The 22116-nt window shown below is 59.5% G+C and carries 21 protein-coding genes; 10 read left to right on the forward strand and 11 right to left on the reverse strand.

All coding sequences use genetic code 11. From position 1 onward, the window contains the following. Nucleotide 1: 1 nt before the first annotated feature. The 5 genes from ACZ25R_RS17775 to ACZ25R_RS17795 form a co-directional block, all read right to left on the reverse strand. Entirely contained in the window at nucleotides 2–913 is a 912-nt protein-coding gene (locus ACZ25R_RS17775) for an ABC transporter permease subunit (protein WP_288192018.1), read from the reverse strand. Between the two features lie 9 nt (nucleotides 914–922). Then, nucleotides 923–2068 carry an ABC transporter ATP-binding protein gene (locus tag ACZ25R_RS17780; protein ID WP_426136737.1) on the reverse strand — a complete coding sequence of 382 codons (1146 nt, stop codon included), beginning with the start codon at nucleotides 2066–2068 and terminating at the stop codon, nucleotides 923–925. Nucleotides 2069–2135: 67 nt separating this feature from the next. After that, complete coding sequence (locus tag ACZ25R_RS17785) at nucleotides 2136–3227, reverse strand: polyamine ABC transporter substrate-binding protein (RefSeq protein WP_464662775.1); 1092 nt, start codon at nucleotides 3225–3227, stop codon at nucleotides 2136–2138. Between the two features lie 166 nt (nucleotides 3228–3393). Further along, the gene (locus ACZ25R_RS17790; protein ID WP_472461746.1) at nucleotides 3394–4341 is read right to left on the reverse strand and encodes a DMT family transporter; all 948 of its coding nucleotides are present in this window, start codon (nucleotides 4339–4341) and stop codon (nucleotides 3394–3396) included. A 96-nt stretch (nucleotides 4342–4437) separates the two neighbouring features. Beyond that, entirely contained in the window at nucleotides 4438–5859 is a 1422-nt protein-coding gene (locus ACZ25R_RS17795) for a helix-turn-helix domain-containing protein (protein ID WP_472461747.1), read from the reverse strand. A 250-nt stretch (nucleotides 5860–6109) separates the two neighbouring features. On the opposite strand from ACZ25R_RS17795, the gene aceA reads away from it, so the two are divergent. From aceA to ACZ25R_RS17825, 6 genes are all read left to right on the forward strand, one after another. Further along, the gene (gene aceA, locus ACZ25R_RS17800) at nucleotides 6110–7399 is read left to right on the forward strand and encodes an isocitrate lyase (protein ID WP_403170000.1); all 1290 of its coding nucleotides are present in this window, start codon (nucleotides 6110–6112) and stop codon (nucleotides 7397–7399) included. 105 nt (nucleotides 7400–7504) lie between these two features. Continuing rightward, nucleotides 7505–7738: an SMc00767 family acetate metabolism repressor gene (locus ACZ25R_RS17805; protein WP_027230260.1), complete on the forward strand. Its 234-nt coding sequence runs from the start codon at nucleotides 7505–7507 to the stop codon at nucleotides 7736–7738. 149 nt (nucleotides 7739–7887) lie between these two features. Beyond that, a complete protein-coding gene (locus tag ACZ25R_RS17810; protein WP_346307600.1) occupies nucleotides 7888–8190 on the forward strand; it encodes a type II toxin-antitoxin system RelE/ParE family toxin in 303 nt (100 codons plus the stop codon). Next, nucleotides 8187–8480, forward strand: a complete 294-nt coding sequence (locus ACZ25R_RS17815) for an addiction module antidote protein (protein WP_288192023.1) — start codon at nucleotides 8187–8189, stop codon at nucleotides 8478–8480. Before ACZ25R_RS17810 ends, ACZ25R_RS17815 begins: the two co-directional genes overlap by 4 nt. A gap of 155 nt (nucleotides 8481–8635) precedes the next feature. Beyond that, on the forward strand, nucleotides 8636–10069 hold the full coding sequence (locus ACZ25R_RS17820; RefSeq protein ID WP_105736357.1) for a glutamine synthetase family protein: 1434 nt from the start codon (nucleotides 8636–8638) through the stop codon (nucleotides 10067–10069). 10 nt (nucleotides 10070–10079) lie between these two features. Continuing rightward, nucleotides 10080–11366 carry an NAD(P)/FAD-dependent oxidoreductase gene (locus ACZ25R_RS17825; protein ID WP_472461748.1) on the forward strand — a complete coding sequence of 429 codons (1287 nt, stop codon included), beginning with the start codon at nucleotides 10080–10082 and terminating at the stop codon, nucleotides 11364–11366. A 7-nt stretch (nucleotides 11367–11373) separates the two neighbouring features. On the opposite strand, the gene ACZ25R_RS17830 is transcribed toward ACZ25R_RS17825, so the two are convergent. After that, nucleotides 11374–12165, reverse strand: coding sequence for a crotonase/enoyl-CoA hydratase family protein (locus ACZ25R_RS17830; protein WP_472461749.1), 792 nt, complete (start codon nucleotides 12163–12165; stop codon nucleotides 11374–11376). A 91-nt stretch (nucleotides 12166–12256) separates the two neighbouring features. Here ACZ25R_RS17830 and ACZ25R_RS17835 point away from each other — a divergent pair, with 91 nt between their 5' ends. Then, nucleotides 12257–12880 (forward strand): TetR/AcrR family transcriptional regulator, encoded by a 624-nt coding sequence (locus ACZ25R_RS17835; protein ID WP_472461750.1) that lies wholly within the window; start codon nucleotides 12257–12259, stop codon nucleotides 12878–12880. Here ACZ25R_RS17835 and ACZ25R_RS17840 read toward each other — a convergent pair. Then, the gene (locus tag ACZ25R_RS17840; protein WP_472461751.1) at nucleotides 12865–13617 is read right to left on the reverse strand and encodes a YiiX/YebB-like N1pC/P60 family cysteine hydrolase; all 753 of its coding nucleotides are present in this window, start codon (nucleotides 13615–13617) and stop codon (nucleotides 12865–12867) included. The two genes, ACZ25R_RS17835 and ACZ25R_RS17840, sit on opposite strands and share 16 nt — an antisense overlap. A 1-nt stretch (nucleotide 13618) precedes the next feature. Further along, entirely contained in the window at nucleotides 13619–14743 is a 1125-nt protein-coding gene (locus ACZ25R_RS17845) for a beta-ketoacyl-ACP synthase III (RefSeq protein WP_472461752.1), read from the reverse strand. 131 nt (nucleotides 14744–14874) lie between these two features. On the opposite strand from ACZ25R_RS17845, the gene ACZ25R_RS17850 reads away from it, so the two are divergent. Next, nucleotides 14875–16479 carry an inorganic phosphate transporter gene (locus tag ACZ25R_RS17850; RefSeq protein WP_223611766.1) on the forward strand — a complete coding sequence of 535 codons (1605 nt, stop codon included), beginning with the start codon at nucleotides 14875–14877 and terminating at the stop codon, nucleotides 16477–16479. 44 nt (nucleotides 16480–16523) lie between these two features. Here the strand turns inward: ACZ25R_RS17850 and ACZ25R_RS17855 are convergent, their stop codons facing one another. From ACZ25R_RS17855 to ACZ25R_RS17865, 3 genes are all read right to left on the reverse strand, one after another. Then, on the reverse strand, nucleotides 16524–17369 hold the full coding sequence (locus ACZ25R_RS17855; protein ID WP_472461753.1) for an oxidoreductase: 846 nt from the start codon (nucleotides 17367–17369) through the stop codon (nucleotides 16524–16526). A 135-nt stretch (nucleotides 17370–17504) separates the two neighbouring features. Continuing rightward, nucleotides 17505–18254, reverse strand: coding sequence for an SDR family oxidoreductase (locus ACZ25R_RS17860; protein ID WP_472461754.1), 750 nt, complete (start codon nucleotides 18252–18254; stop codon nucleotides 17505–17507). Nucleotides 18255–18308: 54 nt separating this feature from the next. Next, on the reverse strand, nucleotides 18309–19784 hold the full coding sequence (locus tag ACZ25R_RS17865) for an aldehyde dehydrogenase family protein (protein WP_472461755.1): 1476 nt from the start codon (nucleotides 19782–19784) through the stop codon (nucleotides 18309–18311). Nucleotides 19785–19943: 159 nt separating this feature from the next. On the opposite strand from ACZ25R_RS17865, the gene zwf reads away from it, so the two are divergent. Beyond that, entirely contained in the window at nucleotides 19944–21413 is a 1470-nt protein-coding gene (gene zwf / locus ACZ25R_RS17870; protein ID WP_223611772.1) for a glucose-6-phosphate dehydrogenase, read from the forward strand. 2 nt (nucleotides 21414–21415) lie between these two features. Continuing rightward, nucleotides 21416–22114, forward strand: coding sequence for a 6-phosphogluconolactonase (pgl, locus tag ACZ25R_RS17875; RefSeq protein ID WP_472461756.1), 699 nt, complete (start codon nucleotides 21416–21418; stop codon nucleotides 22112–22114). Nucleotides 22115–22116 lie beyond the last annotated feature (2 nt).

Consider the following 22116-nt stretch of genomic DNA (forward strand, 5'->3'; position numbering starts at 1 on the left):
GTCACTTCTCGCTTTCCTGGGCTTTGGCTTCCGACCGCTGGAACAGCACGATGGGCACGACGAGCAGCGCCAGCAGAACCACGGCGACCGCAGAAGACAGCGGCCAGTCGCGGTTGGCGGAGAACTCGTTCCACAGGGTTTTGCCGATCATCAATGTCTCCGACCCGCCGAGAAGATCGGGAATAACGAATTCGCCGACGGCCGGAATGAAGACAAGGAAACATCCGGCGACAACGCCGGGCAGCGACAGCGGGAACGTGATTTTCCAGAAAGCGGTGATGGGCGGGCAGCCAAGATCCTCCGCCGCCTCAACCAGGGAATAATCCATCTTCTCCAGTGTCGAATAGATCGGAAGCACCAGGAACGGCAGATAGGAATAGACGATGCCGATCAGCACCGCGGTATTGGTGTTGAGAATGTTCAGGGGCGTGTGGATGACATTGGCCCACATAAGAAACTGGTTGAGCAGCCCCTCGGGCTTGAGAATACCGATCCACGCATAGACGCGGATGAGGAAGCTTGTCCAGAAGGGCAGGATCACCAGCATCAGCAGGGTTGACCGGACGGTGGCGGGCGCCCGTGCCATGCCGTAGGCGATGGGATAGCCCACCAGCAGCGTCAGGAATGTCGAAATGGCGGCAATGATCACGCTGGACAGATAGGCTTTGACATAGAGCGGATCGCTGCCGAGGAAGGTATAATTGTCCCAGGAGAACTGCGACACGCTGTTGATCAGCCCCTGCCAGCCCGCCCAGACATCAATCGTCGGCGTGTAGGGCGGTATCGCCATCGTCACTTGCGAGAGTGAAATCTTGAAGACGATGATGAACGGGATCAGGAAGAAAATCAGCATCCACAGATAGGGAACGCTGATGACGAGGCGGCTGACGACGGACGCGATCAGTTTTTGCATGGCAGCCCCCTAAGCCGTCAACAGAATGCCGGCGTCGGTATCGAAATTGACCCAGACCTTGTCGTCATAGCCAAGCGGGTCTTCGACCGTGCGCACCGCGTTCAAACTGGCTGCCTTGATGATCCGGCCACTTTCAAGCCGGACGTGGAAAACCGTCATGTCGCCGAAATAGGCGATATCGTAGAGTTCGCCATGGGCCGCGTTGACGGCAGTGTTTGCCGGTTCCTTGCGGCTGAGGCGGATTTTCTCCGGGCGGATGGCAAACCCGACGGACTGGCCGGTGGAGCAGTCGCGCGTTGCATCCGTGCGAATGGTGATCCTGTCGGCCGGGACATCGATGTCGACCTTGCCGGGCATCACTGTCGAGGCTGTACCTTCGAACATGTTCACATTGCCGATGAAATCCGCCACAAACTTGGAATTCGGGGCTTCGTAGACTTCCGCGGGCGTTGCCACCTGCTTGACTTTGCCCTTGTCCATGACGGCGATGCGATCGGCCATGGTCATGGCCTCCTCCTGGTCGTGCGTCACGACGACGAAGGTCAGGCCAAGCTTCATCTGCAGGTCCATCAGCTCGAACTGCGTTTCTTCACGCAGCTTCTTGTCGAGCGCCCCCAACGGCTCGTCCAGCAGCAGAACCTTTGGCCGTTTTGCAACGCAGCGGGCAAGCGCCACGCGCTGGCGCTGGCCGCCGGACAGCTGATGCGGTTTGCGCTTGGCGAACTGCTCGAGCTTGACCAGCTTGAGCATTTCCGCAACACGCGCGTCGATTTCATTCTTCGGCATGCCATCCTGCTTCAGGCCGAAAGCGATGTTGCCCTCGACCGTCATGTGCGGGAACAGGGCATAGGACTGGAACATCATGTTCACAGGCCGCTTGTAGGGCGGGATGCCGCGCATATCCTGGCCGTCAAGCAGGATACGGCCAGAGGTCGGTTCTTCAAATCCGGCCAGCATGCGCAGGAGCGTGGACTTGCCGCAGCCGGATGCGCCGAGAAGGGCGAAGAATTCACGATCGTAGATCGTCAGGGACAAGTCATCGACAGCGGTAAAGTCACCAAACTTTTTGGTTACATTCTCGAAGGAAATATAGGGTTTTGCTTCAGGATCATTCCAAGGTGCGAATTTACGGCGAAAGCTTCCCAGTGATTTCATGATTGCCCCGGCATTTTGGTCTTGACGTTAAAAACCCCGGCATTTTCTGCCGGGGTTTTCTCGAGATTTACTGGCCTGTTACCACTTTGGTCCAGAGCCGCGTGACGGTTCGCTGCGTTTTCGTGTCATAAGGCGTCACGGTAAAGAGCTTGGCCAATGTGGCCGCATCCGGATAGACCGACGGATTTTCCAGAATGGCCTTATCGATGAATTCCTGCGAGGCCTTGTTGCCATTGGCATAGGACACGAAGTTCGAGGCTTTCGCTGCAACTTCCGGACGCATGATGTAGTTGATGAACTCGTGGGCTTCGGCCACATGCGGTGCATCGGCAGGGATGGCCATCACGTCAAACCACATCTGCGCACCCTGCGACGGAATGGCGTAGTCCAGCTTCACGCCGGCATTGGCCTTTTCCGCACGCGACTTGGCCTGCAGGATGTCGCCGGAATAGCCGAGCGCCAGACAGATATCGCCGGCAGCGAGTGCATTGATATATTCCGACGAATGGAACTTGCGGATCGACGGGCGAACCGCTGTCAACAGGTCCGCGCCCTTGGCGAGATCGTCGGGATTCTTGCTGTCCGGATCGAGGCCGAGATAGGCCAGCGTGGACGGCAGGACATCCGAGGCAGAATCAAGCACATGGACACCGCAATCCTTGAACTTGGCCGCCATTTCCGGTTTGAACAGGATATCCCAGTTCGGACGCGCATCCGATCCGAGAATTTCCTTCATCTTGTCGACATTGTAGCCAAGGCCCGTGGTGCCCCACATGTAGTCGACGGCGTACAGATTGCCCGGATCATATTTTTCGATGCGCTGGTTGATCACATCCCACATGTTCTTCAGGTTCGGCAGCTTCGACTTGTCGAGCTTCTGGAACACACCGGCGGCAATCTGGCGTTGCAGGAAGGATGCGGTCGGAACAACGACGTCGTAACCGGTTCCACCTGCCAGCAGCTTGGTTTCGAGGATTTCATTGGAGTCGAAGGTATCATAGACAACCTTGATGCCCGTTTCCTTGGTGAAGTCAGCCAGGATGCTGTCATCAATATAATCGGACCAGTTGTAGACATTGACAACGCGTTCCTGCGCGCCGGCTGCCGTGGCAAGCCCAAGGGCGAAAGTGGCCGTTAAAAGGATGGATTTGATACCCATAAAATGCCTCCATGCTGCTGGCACCTGATCTTTCAGCCGTGCCAGGGGTTCCCAAATTTTCCCTACCTTTTTAGATTGCGATCACTTCGTCAACAGGGTTGCAGCAACTCCCTCATCTAAAGTTGCTGATCAACGCAATTTTGATTGCGCATTTTGGCGCACGGCGTCAGGCTGGTGGCTTCCGTGTCAAAGCCGCACGCTGGCGCCGGTATTCCCAGCCCAGATGAAAGAGCAATGCACAAAGGATGATACCGCCGCCGATGATGGTGCGCTGCGTCGGGACTTCATTGTGCAAAAGCCAGACCCAGACGGGCCCGAGCACAGGCTCGAGCGTTCCGATCAATGCGGCGAGCGCCGAGGGGATAAGACGGGCGCCACTGACGAAAAGGGCAAGGCCGAGACCAAGATTGACGGCCCCAAGAGCAAACAGGAAACCGAAATCCCGCGCGCTCGCCGAGAATGATCCGCTCATCACCGAGGCCGCACAGGCGGCCATCACCACGCCGAGAAAAACCGCGGGTGTCATGCGCAGATGCGCCTTGCGCCGCGTGATCACCGTGGCGGACGCAAAGGCGATGGCAATCAGCAAGGCGAGAAGGTCGCCGATGGGGGAAACTGCGCCATCCAGCGAATCGGAAACCATGATGGCAACGCCGGCAATCACCACGGCAATGGCACCCCAGGTTGCAAGGCTGACCCTTTCGCGAAAGAGCACCCAGGAAATCAGCGCCGCCAGCAGCGGCACCGCCGCCTGGAGCAGCAGGACATTGGCGACCGTCGTGTAGGACAGGGCAACGATGAAGCAGGACGACGCGATGGCAAAACAGATGCCGACGCCCACCCCGGCCAGCCCCATGTTGCGGAACAGCCGCAACGTTCCGTGCGGACCATCGCGAACCAGCATGAAACACAAAAGGAAAAGCCCGGCGAATACGGACCGCCAGAACACCACGGTCCAGTTGTCCGTGGTTTCAAGAAAACGGGTCAGGGCGCCGCCCGTACTCCAGGCGATTGCCGAGCCTGCAACCAGCAGGCAACCGACCGCGGTCTCCGACGCGCTCTTGGCGGGATCGGGCGCAGCAACCGGCGGCAGCGGGACGGACGAAACACTCATGCGGGTACAATGCCAAATTTCAAATCTGCGGTGAGTTTGGGAAACGACTGAAGATTGTCGCTTTCTGCATCGTTTTCGCCCGCAAATCCAGCGGCATCATTGAAAATCGAAGGCACTGAGACCCGTCACCATCTCGTCCAGCCCCAACGGACGGGTGACCGGCGGCTCGGCACGCGAAAGACAGGCAGAGCGCTCGCAGAGACGGCAGGCCGGACCAACCGGCGTCGCACCGATATTCCTGCCGCCGAGCGCAGCGCCATAAACCGTTTCATCGGCGAAACCGATATCGCAGCCGAGCAGGATCGCCGTGCGCCGCGGGCGTTCATTGAAGCTGCCTTGCGGCCCCTCAAGCGTGCGGGCAATGGTCATGAATTCAGCGCCACCCGGCATCTCGATCGCTTCCACCAGAATCTGCTCCGGCTGGGCAAAGGCGGCATGCACCGCCAGCTTTGGACACTCGCCACCGAAGCGCGACTGCGGATAGCCCTGTGCCCCCGCCCGGCGGAAGCGGTTGCCCGCATGATCCACCTCCAGCATGAAGAACGGAATGCCCGCAGCCCCCTGTCTTTGCAGGGTCGTCAACCGGTTGGCCGCCTGCTCGAAGGAGACATTGAAACGCGAGCGCAGCACGTCGACATCATAGCGGGCGCGCAGAGCGGCGGTCTGGAATGTCTGATACGGCATCATCAGGGCCTGGGCGGCATAACGGGCGAGCTCGAACCGGGCGATACGGCGCGCTTCGTCGGAGGATAGCTTCAGCTCCTGGATCTCCGCAGCGATGACCACCTGCATGCGGATGAGCACCGCCTCGATGGCCAGTTCGCGCAGCTGATCGAATGGCGACAGCCGCTCCGAGATGAACAGGCGCTGCGAATGGCGGTCATAGCGCCGCCGCCAGTTCGGCATGGTCGCGACCGGCAGGACGCGCACCGTGATTCCATGCTCGCTTTTCAGCCATGCCTTCAAGGCGCCCGAGAGATCATCGCCCGGCTTGATCAGATGGATGAAGCTGTCAACCTCCCCTTCAATCCGGGCAAAATGATTGGGCTTGCGCTCCAGCACTTCGCGCACTTCGCTGAGCGGCAAACGCGTCGCCGACAGCGACGGCACATGCCCTTCCTTTGCCAGCATTCCCGAGAGGTCGGACAGGCGCTCCAGCGATTCCCGGTAGGCGCGGTAAAGCTTGATGACACCGGCCGCCGCATTGGGTGCAGCATCGCCGATCTCGATCAGCTCCTGGTCGCCGGGCAATTCACCATTGAGCAAAGGATCGGAAAACACTTCTTTCAGTGCTGCCATGGACGAGCCGGTTTCGACCTGCAGCGTATCGAGTTCGATCTTGTAGGTCGATGACAGCTTCAACAGCAGCTGCACCGTCAGCGGACGCTGGTTGCGCTCGATGAGATTGAGGTAGGACGGCGAAATGCCCAGCGCTTCGGCCATGGCCGTCTGCGTCAGCCCCTGCTCGTTGCGGATGCGCCGGATGCGGGGACCGGCGAATATCTTGCCTTCAGCCATTTCCACCCCTTATGTCAGCAATATTGACAAAATTTACATAATTTCAGGCAATCAACCAATATTACAAAATTTACAGATTTACAAATCTTATTTGTCAAAGCAGCGACATGCTAACTCGATAAATCCACCGATTATAACGATATTTATTGGAATTACTGCACCGTAATGTAAATTCAGTCACATGAACGCAGCTATCGAAACTCCCAAACGACCTGTCTGCGATCGCGTCAACAGAAGCTGGAGAAAGATAATGACTGATTTTTACAATCTCGTACCCAATGCTCCGGGAGGTCGGTTCGATGGTATTGAACGTCCCTATACGCCTGACGATGTCAAAAAACTGCGCGGTTCGGTTCAGATCAAATATACTCTTGCTGAAAACGGCGCCAACCGACTGTGGCAGCTCATCCACGAAGACGGCTTCGTCAATGCCCTTGGCGCTCTGTCGGGCAACCAGGCGATGCAGATGGTGCGTGCGGGCCTTAAGGCGATTTATCTCTCCGGCTGGCAGGTTGCAGCCGACGCCAATACCGCTTCCGCCATGTATCCTGACCAGTCACTGTACCCTGCAAACGCTGCGCCGGAGCTTGCGAAACGCATAAACAAGACGCTGCAGCGCGCCGACCAGATCGAAACCGCAGAAGGCAAAGGCCTGTCAGTCGATACATGGTTCGCACCGATCGTTGCGGACGCGGAAGCCGGCTTCGGCGGCCCGCTCAATGCCTTCGAGATCATGAAGGCTTTCATCGAGGCCGGTGCTGCGGGTGTGCATTATGAGGACCAGCTGGCATCGGAAAAGAAGTGCGGCCATCTCGGCGGCAAGGTTCTGATCCCGACCGCTGCCCATATCCGCAACCTCAACGCCGCGCGGCTTGCTGCCGACGTCATGGGAACGCCGACACTGGTCATCGCCCGCACGGATGCGGAAGCCGCAAAGCTTCTGACCTCGGATATTGACGAGCGCGACCGCCCATTCGTCGACTATGACGCAGGACGGACCACGGAAGGCTTCTATCAGGTCAAGAACGGTCTCGACTCCTGCATCGCCCGGGCGATCGCCTATGCGCCACACGCGGACCTGATCTGGTGCGAGACGTCGAAGCCGGATCTCGAACAGGCCAAGCGTTTTGCCGAAGGCGTGCGCAAGCAACATCCGGACAAGCTGCTCGCCTACAACTGCTCGCCGTCGTTCAACTGGAAGAAGCATCTGGATGAAGCGACGATTGCCAAGTTCCAGCGCGAGCTGGGTGCGATGGGCTACAAGTTCCAGTTCATCACGCTGGCCGGGTTCCATCAGCTCAACTTCGGCATGTTCGAGCTGGCCCGCGGCTACAAGGAACGTCAGATGTCCGCCTATTCGGAGCTGCAGGAAGCGGAATTCGCCGCCGAGGTAAACGGCTACACCGCCACCAAGCACCAGCGCGAGGTTGGAACGGGCTATTTCGATGCGGTCTCGCTGGCCATCACGGGCGGTCAGTCGTCGACGACGGCCATGAAGGAATCGACCGAGACGGCACAGTTCCGTCCGGCAGCCGAGTAACAGGCACCCAATCCGGACCGCCGGCGAGGCCCTTACATGCCGCCGGTCCACCCCGGGCAGTCACAGGGACTGCCCACTGCAACGCCAGAAACAAGGAGCATCATCATGGCACCGCAGACACGCGTGAAGGAACGGGCCGAGGAGCAATCATCGGCCATGAATGCAGACCAGCAGGCTGTCATTCGCATGGTCGCGAATGATCTGCATCGCCTCAACCAATCCGTCATGAAGGCAGTGGATGCCGGCGTGTCCGTGGAGCTGGTCCGCTCCGCCCGCCACCATGGCGGCGACGGCAACTGGGGCGACCTGCTGATCCCGGTGGTCGTCACCCGGCAATAGCTCACCGTGGCCTTCTCTGGTTTCGGTCTGGAACCAGCACGGCGCGCTGAACCGTTCGCAAGCGATTGCGGACGGTTTTGGTTTTTGACGGCGAATTAGCCGAAAGTCTGGATTGATTGACGTCATCGCATTTGTAATCTAATTATTACATGCTTGAGATACGTCAAACACAGGTCTTCGCGGATTGGCTGGATCGCCTGAAGGATAGGCACGCCAGGCACATGATAGCGCAAAGGATTGTGCGTCTTCGGCATGGGCACAGCGGCGACGTGCAGCCTGTCGGCGAGGGTGTCAGCGAGCTTCGTCTTCACCACGGCCCCGGCTATCGCCTTTATTTTGTCCAGCATGGAACGGTCTTGATCATTCTTCTGTGCGGTGGCGACAAAAGCAGCCAGCAGAAAGACATCCGGAAGGCTAAAGCTCTCGCTGCGGATTTGGAGAAAGAAAAATGACGATCAGGACAACCCCCTTCGACCCGGCGCGCTATTTCGATACGCCGGAGTCACAGGCCGAACTCTTGAGCGACGCATTTGAAACAGGCGATGCAAGCTATATTGCCGACGCCCTTGGAATCGTTGCCCGCGCAAAAGGCATGACACAAATTGCCAGGGAAGCAGGTGTCACGCGGGAAGCCCTGTACAAAACGCTGAGCGCCAAGGGCGATCCTAAACTGACTACCTTGCTTGGCGTCCTGAAGGCGCTGGGTGTGCAGCTTGCTGTTACGCCGAAACACGCCGCATAGAGTTCAGCTTCGTACCTTTGCACCGTCCACAAGCGATTGCGGACGGTTTTGGTTTTTGACGGCAAAAAACACGACCACAATTTTCTCGTGCCAGCCTTCCCATAGCGATGAGTTTTGATCTATCATCCGAAAACCGCAATAAATTCTGGTGATTGATGCCTTCTGAAACCCCTGAGAAGAAACCCGCACGGACCTCAACGCGGCGGCGCACGCCCGCCTATGTCAAAGCCACACGCGGCGTAAAAAACTGGCGTGAAGCTTCCGAGTGGCTGGCCTGGCGGGATATCGAAGACATCGAATGCATCACTCCCGATCAGGCGGGTGTTGCCCGCGGCAAGATGATGCCGTCGAAGAAATTCACCTCCAACACATCCTTGGCGCTGCCTTCCGCCGTGTTCATGGCGACGATTTCCGGTGACTATCCCGAAGACGGCTATGGCTTCTCCTATCCGGAAGACGACGGCGACCTCAAACTGATGCCGGATTTGTCGACCCTTTCCGTCGTGCCCTGGGAGAGCGATCCTACGGCACAGGTCATTTGCGACCTCGTGAACAAGGATGGCGCCGCGGTGGAATTCACTCCGCGCAACGTGCTCAAGCGCGTTGTTGCCGCCTACAACAAGAAGGGCCTGAAGCCTGTCGTCGCGCCCGAAATCGAGTTCTATCTCGTCAAGAAGAACCCCGATCCTGATTATCCGCTGACCCCGCCTGTCGGCCGGTCCGGCCGCGCCATCGGCGGCGGCCAGGGCTATTCCATCGCCGGCGTCAACGAGTTCGACGAGCTGATCGACGACATCTATCATTTCTCCGAGGGCCAGGGCCTGGAGATCGACACGCTGATCCATGAAGAGGGTGCGGCGCAGCTGGAAATCAACCTGCGCCATGGCGATCCCGTCGAGCTTGCTGACCAGGTGTTCCTGTTCAAGCGCACCATCCGCGAAGCGGCGCTGAAGCACGATATGTATGCAACCTTCATGGCCAAGCCCATCCAGGGCCAGCCTGGATCGGCCATGCATATCCACCAGTCGATCGTCGACAAGAAGACCGGGCGCAACGTGTTTTCCAATCCCGACGGCAGTGAAAGCGAGGCCTTCCGCCACTTCATCGGCGGCATGCAGAAGCATGTTCCGGCCTCTCTGGTCATGTTCGCGCCTTACGTGAATTCATACCGGCGGCTGACACCGGCGGCTTCTGCGCCGGTCAATGTCAAATGGGGCTATGACAACCGCACGACGGCCTTCCGCGTGCCGCGCTCGGACCCCAACGCCCGGCGTGTGGAAAACCGCATTCCGTCGTCCGACGCCAATCCCTATCTTGCCCTGGCGGCGTCGCTCGCTTGCGGCCTGCTCGGCATGAACAACCGGATCGAGCCGGATGCGCCTGCGTCGACCACGGTCAATGACAACCTCATCGAGCTGCCACGCGGGCTGATCGAGGCGACCATATTGTTCGAGCAGGACAAGGACCTGACGGCCATGCTGGGACAGTCCTTTGCCATCACCTACGCAGCCATCAAACGGGCGGAGTTCGAGACTTTCATGGAGGTTATCAGTCCGTGGGAGCGTGAATATCTGCTCCTCAACGTCTGATCCATAAAACATGCCCTATCAGTCACCGATTTCCCCTGGCGTCTCCTGGTATGAGTCGACCATTGCGGATCGCACCGAATATCCGGCACTGGACGGTTCGCGCATCGCCGACGTCGTCATTGTGGGCGGCGGCTTTACCGGCCTTTCCGCCGCCGTTCACCTCGCCTCGGCGGGCGTCGACGTCGTCCTGCTGGAAGCCTACCGTTTCGGTGACGGCGCTTCCGGGCGCAATGGCGGTCAGCTCGGCACCGGGCAGCGCGCCTGGGCGGAGGAGCTGGAAGGACAGTATGGCTTTACCCGCGCCAAGGCGCTGTTCGACCTTGCCGAAGAGGCGAAGGCGCACCTTCTGCAGTTCGCCGACACACACAAGATCGACATCGAATTCGTGCCGGGGCAAATGTCCGTTGTGCACAAGAAGCGCTATCTGAAAGATTACCGCGCCCATGCCGAACTGATGGCAACCCGTTTCGGCTATCCGCATATTCATTACATGGATGCGGCGGAGACAGCGGAACGCCTCGGCTCCACGCGCTATCTCGGCGGTGTCTATGATGCGGGCACCGGTCATATCCAGCCGATGAAACTTGTGGTTGGCACGGCACAAGCGGCGGCCCGGGCCGGAGCCCATCTTCACGAGAATACAAGAGTTACCGGCATCACCTCGGACAATGGACGGGTGACGGTGGCAACGGCCAAGGGCAATGTGACGGCCGCCAAATGCCTGATCGCGGTCAATGCCTATGGCGGCAATCTTGAACCGGTCAGCGCTTCGCACGTCATGCCGATCCGCTCCTTTATCGGCGCCACGGTGCCGCTTGGCCAAGACAGTCCGGTCCTGCCCGGCGGCGAAAGCGTCGATGACTCGCGCTTTGTCGTGCGCTATTTCCGCCGCTCCAAGGATGGGCGTCTGCTGTTCGGCGGACGGGAAGCCTATACAGCAGACAATCCGCTTGATATCAGCACCCATATTCGCCGGCAAATCGCCGAGATTTATCCGGCACTCGCCGACGTGGAAATCACGCAGGCCTGGGGCGGCTCCGTCGGCATCACCCTGCCCCGGCAGCCTTTCGTGCGCGAAGTCATGCCCAACGTCATTTCGGCGGGCGGCTATTCCGGTCATGGCGTGATGCTGTCGAACTATGTCGGCAAGCTCTATGCCGAGACCGTCGCCGGCAACCGCGACCGCCTGAAACTGCTGGAAGAGCTGAAAGTACCGGCCTTTCCGGGCGGGCGCACCTTCCGCGCGCCGCTGCTGTTTCTGGCACTCAGCTGGTATGCCCTGATGGACCGGATCTGAATCCCAGCTAATTTCCCCGGTACACGGGGGCCCGCCGCCCGATCCAGGCATTCAACCCCTCCCGCGTATCGTGCGAGGCGGCGACACGGGCAAACTGTTCGCTTTCCATCTGCAGCCCCTCGCCGATGGGCATGTTCAACCCGTGTGTGACGGCGGTGATGATGCCCGCAGCCACCACCGGGGAATGACGCAGAATGCGGCCGGCAAGCTCAAGCGCTGCGGGAAGCAGGTCTTCGTGGGGAACCACCCTGTTGACAAGCCCGAGTTCCAGGGCTCTCGCCGCTGAAAAGGTATCGCCGGTCAACAACAGTTCCAGCGCGCGCTTGCGGCCGGCAAGGCGCGGCAAGCGCTGCGTACCGCCAAAGGTTGGCGGGATGCCGATATTGATTTCAGGCTTGGCAAACACGGCCCGCTCGCTCGCAACGGCCAGATGCACCGCCTCGGTGATTTCACAACCGCCGCCGAAGGCAATGCCATTGACGGCAGCAATGATCGGCTTGCGAAACGCCTCCATGCGCGCGGTCATCGCCTGCCCCCGCCGCACGAACGCCCTGACGGCGATATCCGGCCCCGCGGCAATACTTTGCGAGAATTCATGAATGTCTCCGCCCGCCGAAAATGCCCGGTCGCCCGCGCCCGTCAGAATGACGGCGCGAATGCCGGGATCATCCTCGATGCGATCGAGAAGCTGCAGCAGCAGATCATTGGTTGCGTAGTTCAGGGCATTGAGCTTTTCCGGCCGGTTCAGGGTCAGAAACGCGATAGTGCCTTTGATTTCGAAGAGCACGGGATCGGACATCTATTTTGCCTTTCACTGGGAAGGATCAAGGCCGAAGATGTAATGCTCCATGCGCATTGTGTATATTCACTGGTTGGTATACTTTTTCGTCATGCCAAGGACATCCGACCCGACCCGCGACCGCATTCTCGATGCTGCCAGCCGCCTGTTCTATGCGGAGGGTATCCGTGCTGTCAGCGTGGATGCCGTTGCGGAAGCGGCGGAGCTCACAAAGCGGACGCTATACTATCATTTCAAGAGCAAGGACGATCTGGTTGCCGCCTATCTCCAGTCGCGCGACCAGCCCAATCTTGCGCTGTTTGCCAAGTGGTTCAACGCGGCGGACGGCACGATTGCGGACAAGGTCGAAGCGATCTTCACCCATCTGGCCAGGGCTGCGCGGCACAAAAAATGGAAGGGCTGCGGTTTCCTGCGGACAGCCGCCGAACTGGCCAACATGCCCGGCCATCCCGCCGTCAAGATCGGTTCCGCGCACAAGAAGAAATTCGAGGCGTGGCTGGCGGATGTTCTGGCAACAGCCGGAGTGGAAGGGCCGCAAGGCCTCGCCCGGCAGATCGTGCTGCTGATGGACGGGGCCTTTTCCATCATGCTTGTCCATCGCGATGCCAGCTATGTCGAGGCGGCGGGCAAAGCGGCGGCGGCACTTGTTCACCTGTCTGAAATCAGGGATGCCGAGCGATATTCGCTTGCAAACAAGTCTCAGTCGTCCAGATAGCTTCCGGGACTGTAGAGAAGCTGGACTCGCCTGGCGTTCATCAACTGCTTGGGAGAGAACCAGAAAAATCTCTCGCTCTCCGGATCGTCATCGATGGCAAATTGCAAGCTGCGGAAGATCGCCAGCCAGACAAGCTTGGAACAATAGAAGCCGGAATCGTCATTCAAATCCAGATTGAAGAATTCATAGGGGCGGCCAAGATATTTCTTTGCTTCGGCTGGTATTTTTGAGCGCTGTACCTGCGGCAGGTCCGCAACGCGGCCATGCCAGACCTCTTCCCCAGGACGGGAAGCAAGCCAATTTTCATAGGGTTGCCTGACAACGCCCTTGCCGGAAACGGCTTCAACTACAAACGGCTTGGCATCGGAAATTTCAAGGATAGCCACATGTCCGACGTAGACGATTGATCCCGTACCCAACGACTCCTTAGTCAGCTTCTGCGGCCCGTGATATCGTTTTGCGAACGCTTCAAAATCCAGCCTGTGGAGCCGGGCGTCTCCCGCTGCGGTGAAATCCGGATCGGATTTCGCCACCTGCTCCAGGTAAGCACGCTTCTCGGTCTCGAATTTTTGCCTGTCGTAAAAATCGGTTGGAACCTGCCGCATGTCAGGCGCGTAGGCCGCCGAATAGGGAACGATAACGCCCGGCTTCTTCGGCCACACAAAATCACCTGACTGGAACTCCGGCGGATCGGGCCGCAACGTCTTCGCCGTGGTGACAGGCTCTGATGCCGCCAAGCTACACCTTCCTCACAATCACGCTGCCGACCGAATAGCCGGCACCGAAGGAGCAGATGACGCCGAGACTGCCCGGTGCAAGGTCGTCGGAATATTGGGAGAAGGCGATGATCGATCCTGCAGAGGACGTATTGGCATAGTCCTGCAGGATGTTCGGCTGTTCTCCCGCTTCCGGTTCACGCCCCAGCACCTTCGAGCCGATCAGATCGTTCATGCCCTTGTTGGCCTGATGCAGCCAGAGCCTCGACAGATGCGCCGGTGCGATATTCTCGTCGGCAAGGTGGGTAAGGATCAGGTCGGAGACGATCGGCACGACCTGCTTGAAGACCTTGCGGCCCTCTTGGCGGAACAGCATGTCGCGGCGGTCGGTCATGTGACCCTCGCGCGTGCGGCGCAGGAACCCGTTATTGTTGCGGATATTGTTGGAGAACTGGGTCAGGCAGCGGGTCGAGATGATCTCGAACCGGTCCGGTGCGGTTGCGAGGTCGTCGCGCTCCAGCAGCACTGCGGTGCAGACATCGCCGAAAATGAAATGGCAGTCACGATCACGCCATTCGAGATGGGCGGAGCAAATCTCCGGGTTGACCATGAGGATGGCACGGGCTGACCCCGAGCGGATCATGTCGGCCGCCGCCTGAATGCCGAATGTCGCCGATGAACAGGCAACGTTCATGTCGAAGCCGAAACCCTGTATTCCCAGCGCTTCCTGCACCTCGATGGCAATCGCCGGATAGGGGCGCTCGTGATTGGAAGCGGCGCAGATCACGGCATCCACGTCGGCAGCGGTTCGGCCGGCCTTGGCCAGCGCCGCGGTTGCCGCCTTGACCGCCATTTCGGCCATGACTGACAGTTCATCGTCACTGCGCTCCGGCAGGACAGGATGCATGTTCGCCGGATCGAGAATTCCCGACTTGTTGAGCACGTAGCGCCGCTCGATCCCCGATGCGCGGACGATGAAGTCTTCCGCGGACATCGTCATCGGTGCGCGCGTACCTGCCGCAATCTCATCGGCATGGATTTCGTTCTGCCGCGCGGCATAGCTGTTGAATGCTTCAACGAGTTCGGCATTGCTGATGGAGAGTTCCGGCGTAAAGACACCGGTACCGCTTATGACAACCTTATGCATGGCGTTTCCATAGTTTTTATCTGTCTCAAGCGTTAGACGCTCAAACGTCCGCGCGCAAGTTGTCATCAAGAGTTCACGCGCCGGCCTTAGCGTTCCCCCTAGTGTTTGAAGCAAATACTGGGGATTTTCTGATGACGGTAAGCAATGCGACTGACACACGTCTGTTGAAAGACGAACACCCGCTCGACAAACCAAGCAATTTAGGCAATTGGCCTAATTATGCGGTGGTCGCCATCCTGATCGGCGGCCTTTTTTATGTCGGATATTCGCTCACCCAGGATTTGACCAGCTCGGTCGCCGTGCCGTGGATTCTTCTGGGGCTTGCGCTGGTTACGGCGCTGGGCTTTGAATTCGTCAACGGTTTTCACGACACCGCCAACGCCGTTGCAACGGTGATCTATACGAATTCGCTGCCCGCCGAGATCGCCGTGATCTGGTCGGGCATTTTCAATTTTCTCGGGGTCATGACCGCAAGCGGTGCCGTTGCCTTCGGCATCATCTCGCTTCTGCCGGTGGAACTGATCATGCAGGTCGGTTCGAGCGCCGGTCTTGCCATGGTGTTTTCGCTGTTGACCGCCGCCATTCTGTGGAACCTCGGCACCTGGTATCTGGGCTTGCCTGCCTCCAGCTCGCACACGCTGATCGGTTCGATCGTCGGCGTCGGTCTCGCCAATCAGTTCCTGGCCCCGACAGGCACTGCCACCAGCGGCGTCGACTGGTCGAAGGCCACGGAAGTCGGCATGTCGCTGCTGATTTCGCCGCTCGTCGGCTTCGGCATGGCCGCCCTGCTGCTGCTGGCGATGCGGCTGCTGATCAAAAACAAGGCCCTCTATGAAGCACCGAAAGGCCAGACTCCTCCGCCTTTGTGGATCCGCGGCCTGCTGATTTTCACCTGTACCGGTGTCAGCTTCGCCCATGGCTCCAATGACGGCCAGAAGGGCATGGGCCTGATCATGCTGATCCTGATCGGCGTCGTGCCGACATCCTTCGCGCTCAACCGCACCCCGGATATCAATTATCTCGAAGCCTACAAGTCCGCCGCGACCGCAGCCGCGACAACACTGCGCAGCTATGAAAAGCCCGGCATCACCGTCACCGATGCCAATGCGGTGGTCAGCAATGCGGTGCGCAACAAGACATGGAGCGATGAAACCACCGTCGCCTTGCGCCAGTTCATTGACCAGACCAATGCCAGCATATCGCCCTATGGCTCCGCGTCAACGGTTCCGGTCGGCATGGTCAGCAACACCCGCAACAACATGTATCTGACCGGCGAAGCGTTGAAGCTGATCGACAAGGCCAAGCTGCTGCCGATGCAGCCCGCTGACCTTGCCACCATCAAGACCTATCACCAGGCCATCGACAATGCGACGAAGTTCATCCCGACCTGGGTGAAGGTTGCCGTGGCTCTGGCCCTCGGTCTGGGCACGATGGTCGGCTGGCGGCGGATCGTCGTCACCGTCGGTGAAAAGATCGGCAAGACGCACCTCACCTATGGGCAGGGTGCTTCGGCCGAACTGGTTGCCATGGGGACGATCTTCACTGCCGATACGCTGGGCCTGCCGGTCAGCACGACCCACATTCTCTCGTCAGGCGTGGCGGGGTCGATGGTGGCAAATGGCTCGGGCCTGCAGATGTCGACGGTGCGTAACCTGCTGATGGCCTGGGTGCTGACACTGCCGGTGTCGATTGCCCTGTCCTTCACCCTGTTCGTGATCCTGCGCCAACTGATTTAGGCCAGAATGAAAAATGGCCGGCAATGCCGGCCATTTTCGCTTGATCAGGATACCTTCGGCGCATCGGCGCCTTCGGTTACCTCGGCCCAGGCATCAAAATCCCGCTGCAGTTCGGTAATCTTGCTGCGGGCTCCGGCGAGTGCAAACTTGCCAAGCAGCAGGCGCAACGGCGGCGTGTCCGCTTCCACGGCCTGGACGATCGCCTTGACCGCCCGTACCGGATCGCCCGGCTGATTGCCGCTGGATGTCCTGATCTGCTGCATGCGCTGATCGGATGTCTCGCGATAATCCTCAATGGTCGTGGGTGCCTCGTTGGCCGAGCGTCCGGCCCAGTCCGTGCGGAAACCACTGGGTTCCACGATCAGAACCTTGATCCCAAGGTGCGCGACTTCCTTGGACAGGGCTTCCGAAATCGCTTCGACGCTGAACTTGGTGGCATTGTAGAAGCTCACGGCCGAGTTGGCCACGAGACCGCCAATCGATGAAATATTGACGACGGTCCCCGACCGCTGCTTGCGCATGACGGGCAGGACGGCCCGGGTCATGTTGACGAGGCCCCAGACGTTGATTTCGAACATCTTGCGCACTTCATCGATGTCGCTCTCTTCAAGCGAACCGAAATAGCCGATACCGGCATTGTTGACGAGCACATCGATACGGCCGAAGCGGGCTTCCGCCGCGTTGACGGCAGCGGCGATATCGTCCGCATTGGTCACGTCGAGTTTGAGGACAAGTGCCTTGTCTTCATTGCCCCGCGCCAGATCTTCGACCTGTGCGGGGTTACGTGCGGTGATGACGGTGGGATAACCCAGTTCAAGCGTATGGCGCGCCAGCTCGCGGCCAAAACCGGTTGAACAGCCAGTGATAAACCAGACAGGTTTCGATGTCATGATCATGTCCTTGAAAGATGAGCCGCGCCGCTGATCGGACCACGATCAGCCGGATACAGCCATTGGGGAAATTGGACGACACTCCGGATGTAGGCCGATCTGCTTCCGGTTCAAGACAAAATCAGTTGATCCCGTCTAAATGCAGCGCCCGCCGTCGACTTCCAGCGCCACGCCCGTGATGAACTCAGCCTCGCTGGAAGCGAGCCAAAGGGCCGCATTGGCGATATCCAGCGGTGTCGACAGGCGGCCGAGCGGGATCGAAGCCTTGAACTGCGCGCGCTTTTCCGGCGTGTCCTCGCCCATGAACAGGCTGAGCATGCCGGTATCGCCCGCCACGGGGCACAGGCAATTGACCCGGATATTCTTCGGTGCCAGTTCAACCGCCATGGATTTCGTCGCGGTGATCGCCCAGCCCTTGGACGCATTGTACCAGGTCAGGCCGGGACGCGGGCGCAGGCCAGCCGTCGAGGCCGTGGTGATGATGGAGCCGCCGCCCTGCATTTCCATGATCGGCACCACGGCAAGCGTGGCGTAGTAGATCGCCTTCATATTCACGGCCGTGATCAGGTCGAAGGTGCTCTCATCCACCTCCAGCATGGAACCGTTGCGGTGCGTGAACCCGGCATTGTTGATCATGATGTCAACGCGGCCGAATGCATCCATTGCAGCAGCAACCATCGCATCGATATCCCGTTTGCGCGAAACGTCCACCTCTACGGCAATCGCCTTTTTTCCGATGGCGGCAGCAACCGTTTCCGCGCCCTTGTGGTTCAGGTCGGCGACGACGACATTGGCTCCCTCTTCGGCAAAGCGCTTCGCCATTCCCTCGCCGAAACCGGCGGCTGCGCCGGTGATGATCGCTGTCTTGCCTGCCAAACGGGTCATGTCATTTCCTCATGCTATTGATTTTGAACGGGATTGTTCCGGGCGTCGGCCCGCTCAGTCGTGGCGGAACACGACCGTTTTGGTTGCGGACATATCGAAGAGCGCTTCAAAGCCCTTTTCCCGCCCGTGACCGGACTTCTTGAAACCGCCAAACGGCAGTTCGACACCGCCGCCGGCACCATAGGCGTTGACGAAAACCTGTCCGGCGCGAACTTTCTTGGCGACACGGTGCTGGCGGGCACCGTCCCGGGTCCAGATACCCGCGACGAGACCGTAATCGGTGCCGTTGGCAAGCCTGATGGCGTCCGCTTCGTCATCGAATGCGAAAAGCGACAATACCGGCCCGAACACTTCTTCCTGTGCCAGAACCGACGCGGGATCGACAGCGCCGAAAAGCACGGGGGCGACGTAATAGCCCTCCACCGGCGCATCCACATGAATGGAGCCGCGGGCAACAACTTCGATCCCGGACTCGGCAGCGGAGGTGATGAAGTTCTCGACCTTGCGCTTCTGCGCCGGGTTCACCATCGGGCCAAGGTCAAGATCCATGTCATGCGGTGCGGCGACAAGCTTGCTGAAGCGCTCGCCAAGGGCGGCAGCGACGTCATTATAGAGAGGACGCTCGATCAGGATACGGCTTCCCGCCGAACAGGTCTGACCGCCATTCTGTATGATCGCATTGACCAGAACCGGCAGGGCCTTTTCCACATCCGCATCGGCAAACAGGATTTGCGGCGACTTGCCGCCCAGTTCCATGGTGACGCCGCGATTGTTCGCGGCGGCGGCCTGCTGGATCGCGGTCCCGGTGACGGGCGAGCCGGTGAAGGTGACGTAATCGATCCCCGGATGCGATGACAGTGCGGCACCTGCATCACGGCCATAGCCGGTGATGACATTGAGAACGCCATCGGGAAATCCTGCCTCAATCGCTAGTTCACCGATGCGGATGGTGGACAGCGAGGCGTCCTCGGCCGGTTTGATGACCAGCGTGTTGCCCATCGCCAGCGCGGCGCCAACCACGCGCGCCATGATCTGCATCGGATAGTTCCATGGAATGATGCCGGCAACCACGCCATGCGGCTCGCGCAGCGTCAGCGCCGTGAAGCCGTCGAGAAAGGGAATGGTATCGCCATGAATCTTGTCGGCGGCACCGCCATAGAATTCATAGTAGCGCATGGTCGCGGCGACATCCGCCTTGCCCTGACGGACCGGCTTGCCGGTATCGCGCGATTCGAGCGCCGCAAGTTCGTCGCCATGCTCTTCGACGAGCTGGCCGAGCCGTGTCAGCAGGCGGCCACGCTCGAAGGCCGGCATCCGGCTCCAGGGGCCCTGTTCGAAGGCGTGCCGCGCTGCACGCACGGCACGATCCACATCATCGGCATTGCCCGCCGGGATGGTGGCGAAGGGCAAACCATCGGACGGACACAAAACAGTGATCGTTTCCTGCGAGAGTGCGGCGACCCGCCGGCCATTAATGATATTCAGGAAATTCTTATCCTGTGCGACAATTCGAGAGAGATTCTGATCCATGACGGGTTCCTGCTTTGCGCCGATGGTATTGGAATTGAACCGTCTTGGGAATGCATTTTGACGCAGAAGACGGATCGGTGCTGGCCTTTTTAAATCGATTAGATTATACAGGCCTGCATCAGCGGAACACCTATTTTTGGCATAGCGAGACTTAATCTTATGACAAGCCAGATTATCCCGGTTGAACCTTTTGACTGCATCGTCTTTGGCGGCAGCGGCGATCTTGCCGAGCGCAAACTGATCCCCGCGCTCTATCAACGCCAGCGGGACGGACAGTTGACGGAGCCCACGCGCATCATCGGCGCATCGCGTTCGGCCATGTCCGATGCCGACTACCGCAAGTTTGCGGAAGCCGCGATCAAGGAACATGTCAAACCAGAAGAGATCGACAAGAAGCAGGTCGAGCAATTCCTGCAGCGCCTGTCCTATGTTGCCGTCGACGCAACATCGGACAATGGCTGGGACGATCTCAAAAGCGCGATTGGCGACGCGAACAGGAAGATCAGGGCGTTTTACCTCGCGGTCAGCCCGAGCCTGTTCGGCGACATTGCCAGCCGCTTGAAGAAATATGAGCTGATCACCGATCAGACCCGCATCATCGTCGAAAAGCCGATCGGCCGCGATCTTAAATCCGCCATTGCGCTCAATGACACGATCGGCAGCGTCTTCAACGAACAGCAGATTTTCCGCATCGATCACTATCTCGGCAAGGAAACGGTGCAGAACCTGATGGCGCTGCGCTTTGCCAATGCGCTGTACGAGCCCCTGTGGAACTCGGCGCATATCGACCACGTGCAGATCACGGTCGCGGAAGCGGTCGGCCTCGAAGGCCGAGCCGGCTACTACGATACGGCCGGTGCGCTGCGCGACATGGTGCAGAACCACATGCTGCAGCTTCTCTGCCTTGTTGCAATGGAGCCTCCCGCATCCATGGATGCCGATGCGGTGCGCGACGAGAAGTTGAAAGTCCTGCGCTCGCTTGCCCGCATCGATGGCAAGAATGCCGAAGAGCTGACCGTGCGCGGCCAGTACCGCGCCGGTGCGTCCGCCGGCGGCCCGGTCAAGGGTTATCAGGAAGAACTGGGCGCGACGAGCAATACGGAAACCTTCGTCGCCATCAAGGCCGAGATCGCCAACTGGCGCTGGGCCGGTGTTCCGTTCTACCTGCGCACCGGCAAACGCCTTGCCACGCGGGCCTCTGAAATCGTCGTTTCGTTCAAGCCCATTCCGCACTCGATCTTTGGCGAGAGCGCGGGCCGGGTCGTCGCCAATCAGCTGGTGATCCGCTTGCAGCCCGACGAAGGCGTGAAGCAGTGGATGATGATCAAGGATCCGGGTCCGGGCGGCATGCGCCTGCGTCACGTTCCGCTCGACATGAGCTTTGCGGAATCGTTCCAGGTCCGCAGCCCCGATGCCTATGAACGCCTGCTGATGGATGTGGTGCGCGGCAACCAGACCCTGTTCATGCGCCGCGACGAAGTTGTTGCCGCATGGCGCTGGATCGATCCCATCCTGAAAGCCTGGACCGACAATGACCAGTCCGCAGCAGGTTATACCGCCGGTACATGGGGACCATCCGCGGCCATCGCCTTGATTGAACGCGACGGACGCACCTGGCACGAGACATGATCATGCAGCAGACACTGAACAGTTTTGCCGATGGAAACGCTCTTGCGGAAGCACTGGCGACCGGTGTTGCAGCACACCTGCAGGCCGCATGCGATGCGCGCGGCAAGGCGGTTCTGGCCGTATCGGGTGGAACTACCCCTGCCCGCTTTTTCAAGGCGCTGTCGGTCAAGGACCTGCCCTGGACCCGGATCACCGTCACGCTGGTGGACGAACGTTTCGTGCCGCCAAGCAATGACCGCTCCAACCAGAAGCTGGTGACGGAGCTGCTTCTGCAGAACGCCGCAGCGAAGGCCAATTTCGTCGGGCTCTATCATGCGTCTGTGGATGCGGACGCTGCCGTTCAATCCGCGGCGACCGCCATCGCCGCACTGGGCCAGCCTTTCGACGTGACCATTCTCGGCATGGGCGGCGATGGTCACACGGCCTCGTTCTTCCCCGGTGGCGACCGCCTTGCCGACGCGATTTCGATGACGCAGCCGGCGCTCGTCCTGCCGATGCAGGCGGAAGGTGCCGGCGAGCCGCGACTGACACTCACCCTGCCGGTGATCGTTCATTCCCGGTTCGTTGTCCTGCACATTGAAGGCGACGGCAAAAAAGCCGTTCTCGACAAGGCGCTTGGCGACGGGGCAACCGCTGACATGCCCATTCGCGCTGTCCTGCGCCACACACCCATCAATCTTGAGATTTTCTGGGCTCCATAAGG

The sequence above is a fragment of the Phyllobacterium sp. RCAM01083 genome (assembly GCF_055685835.1).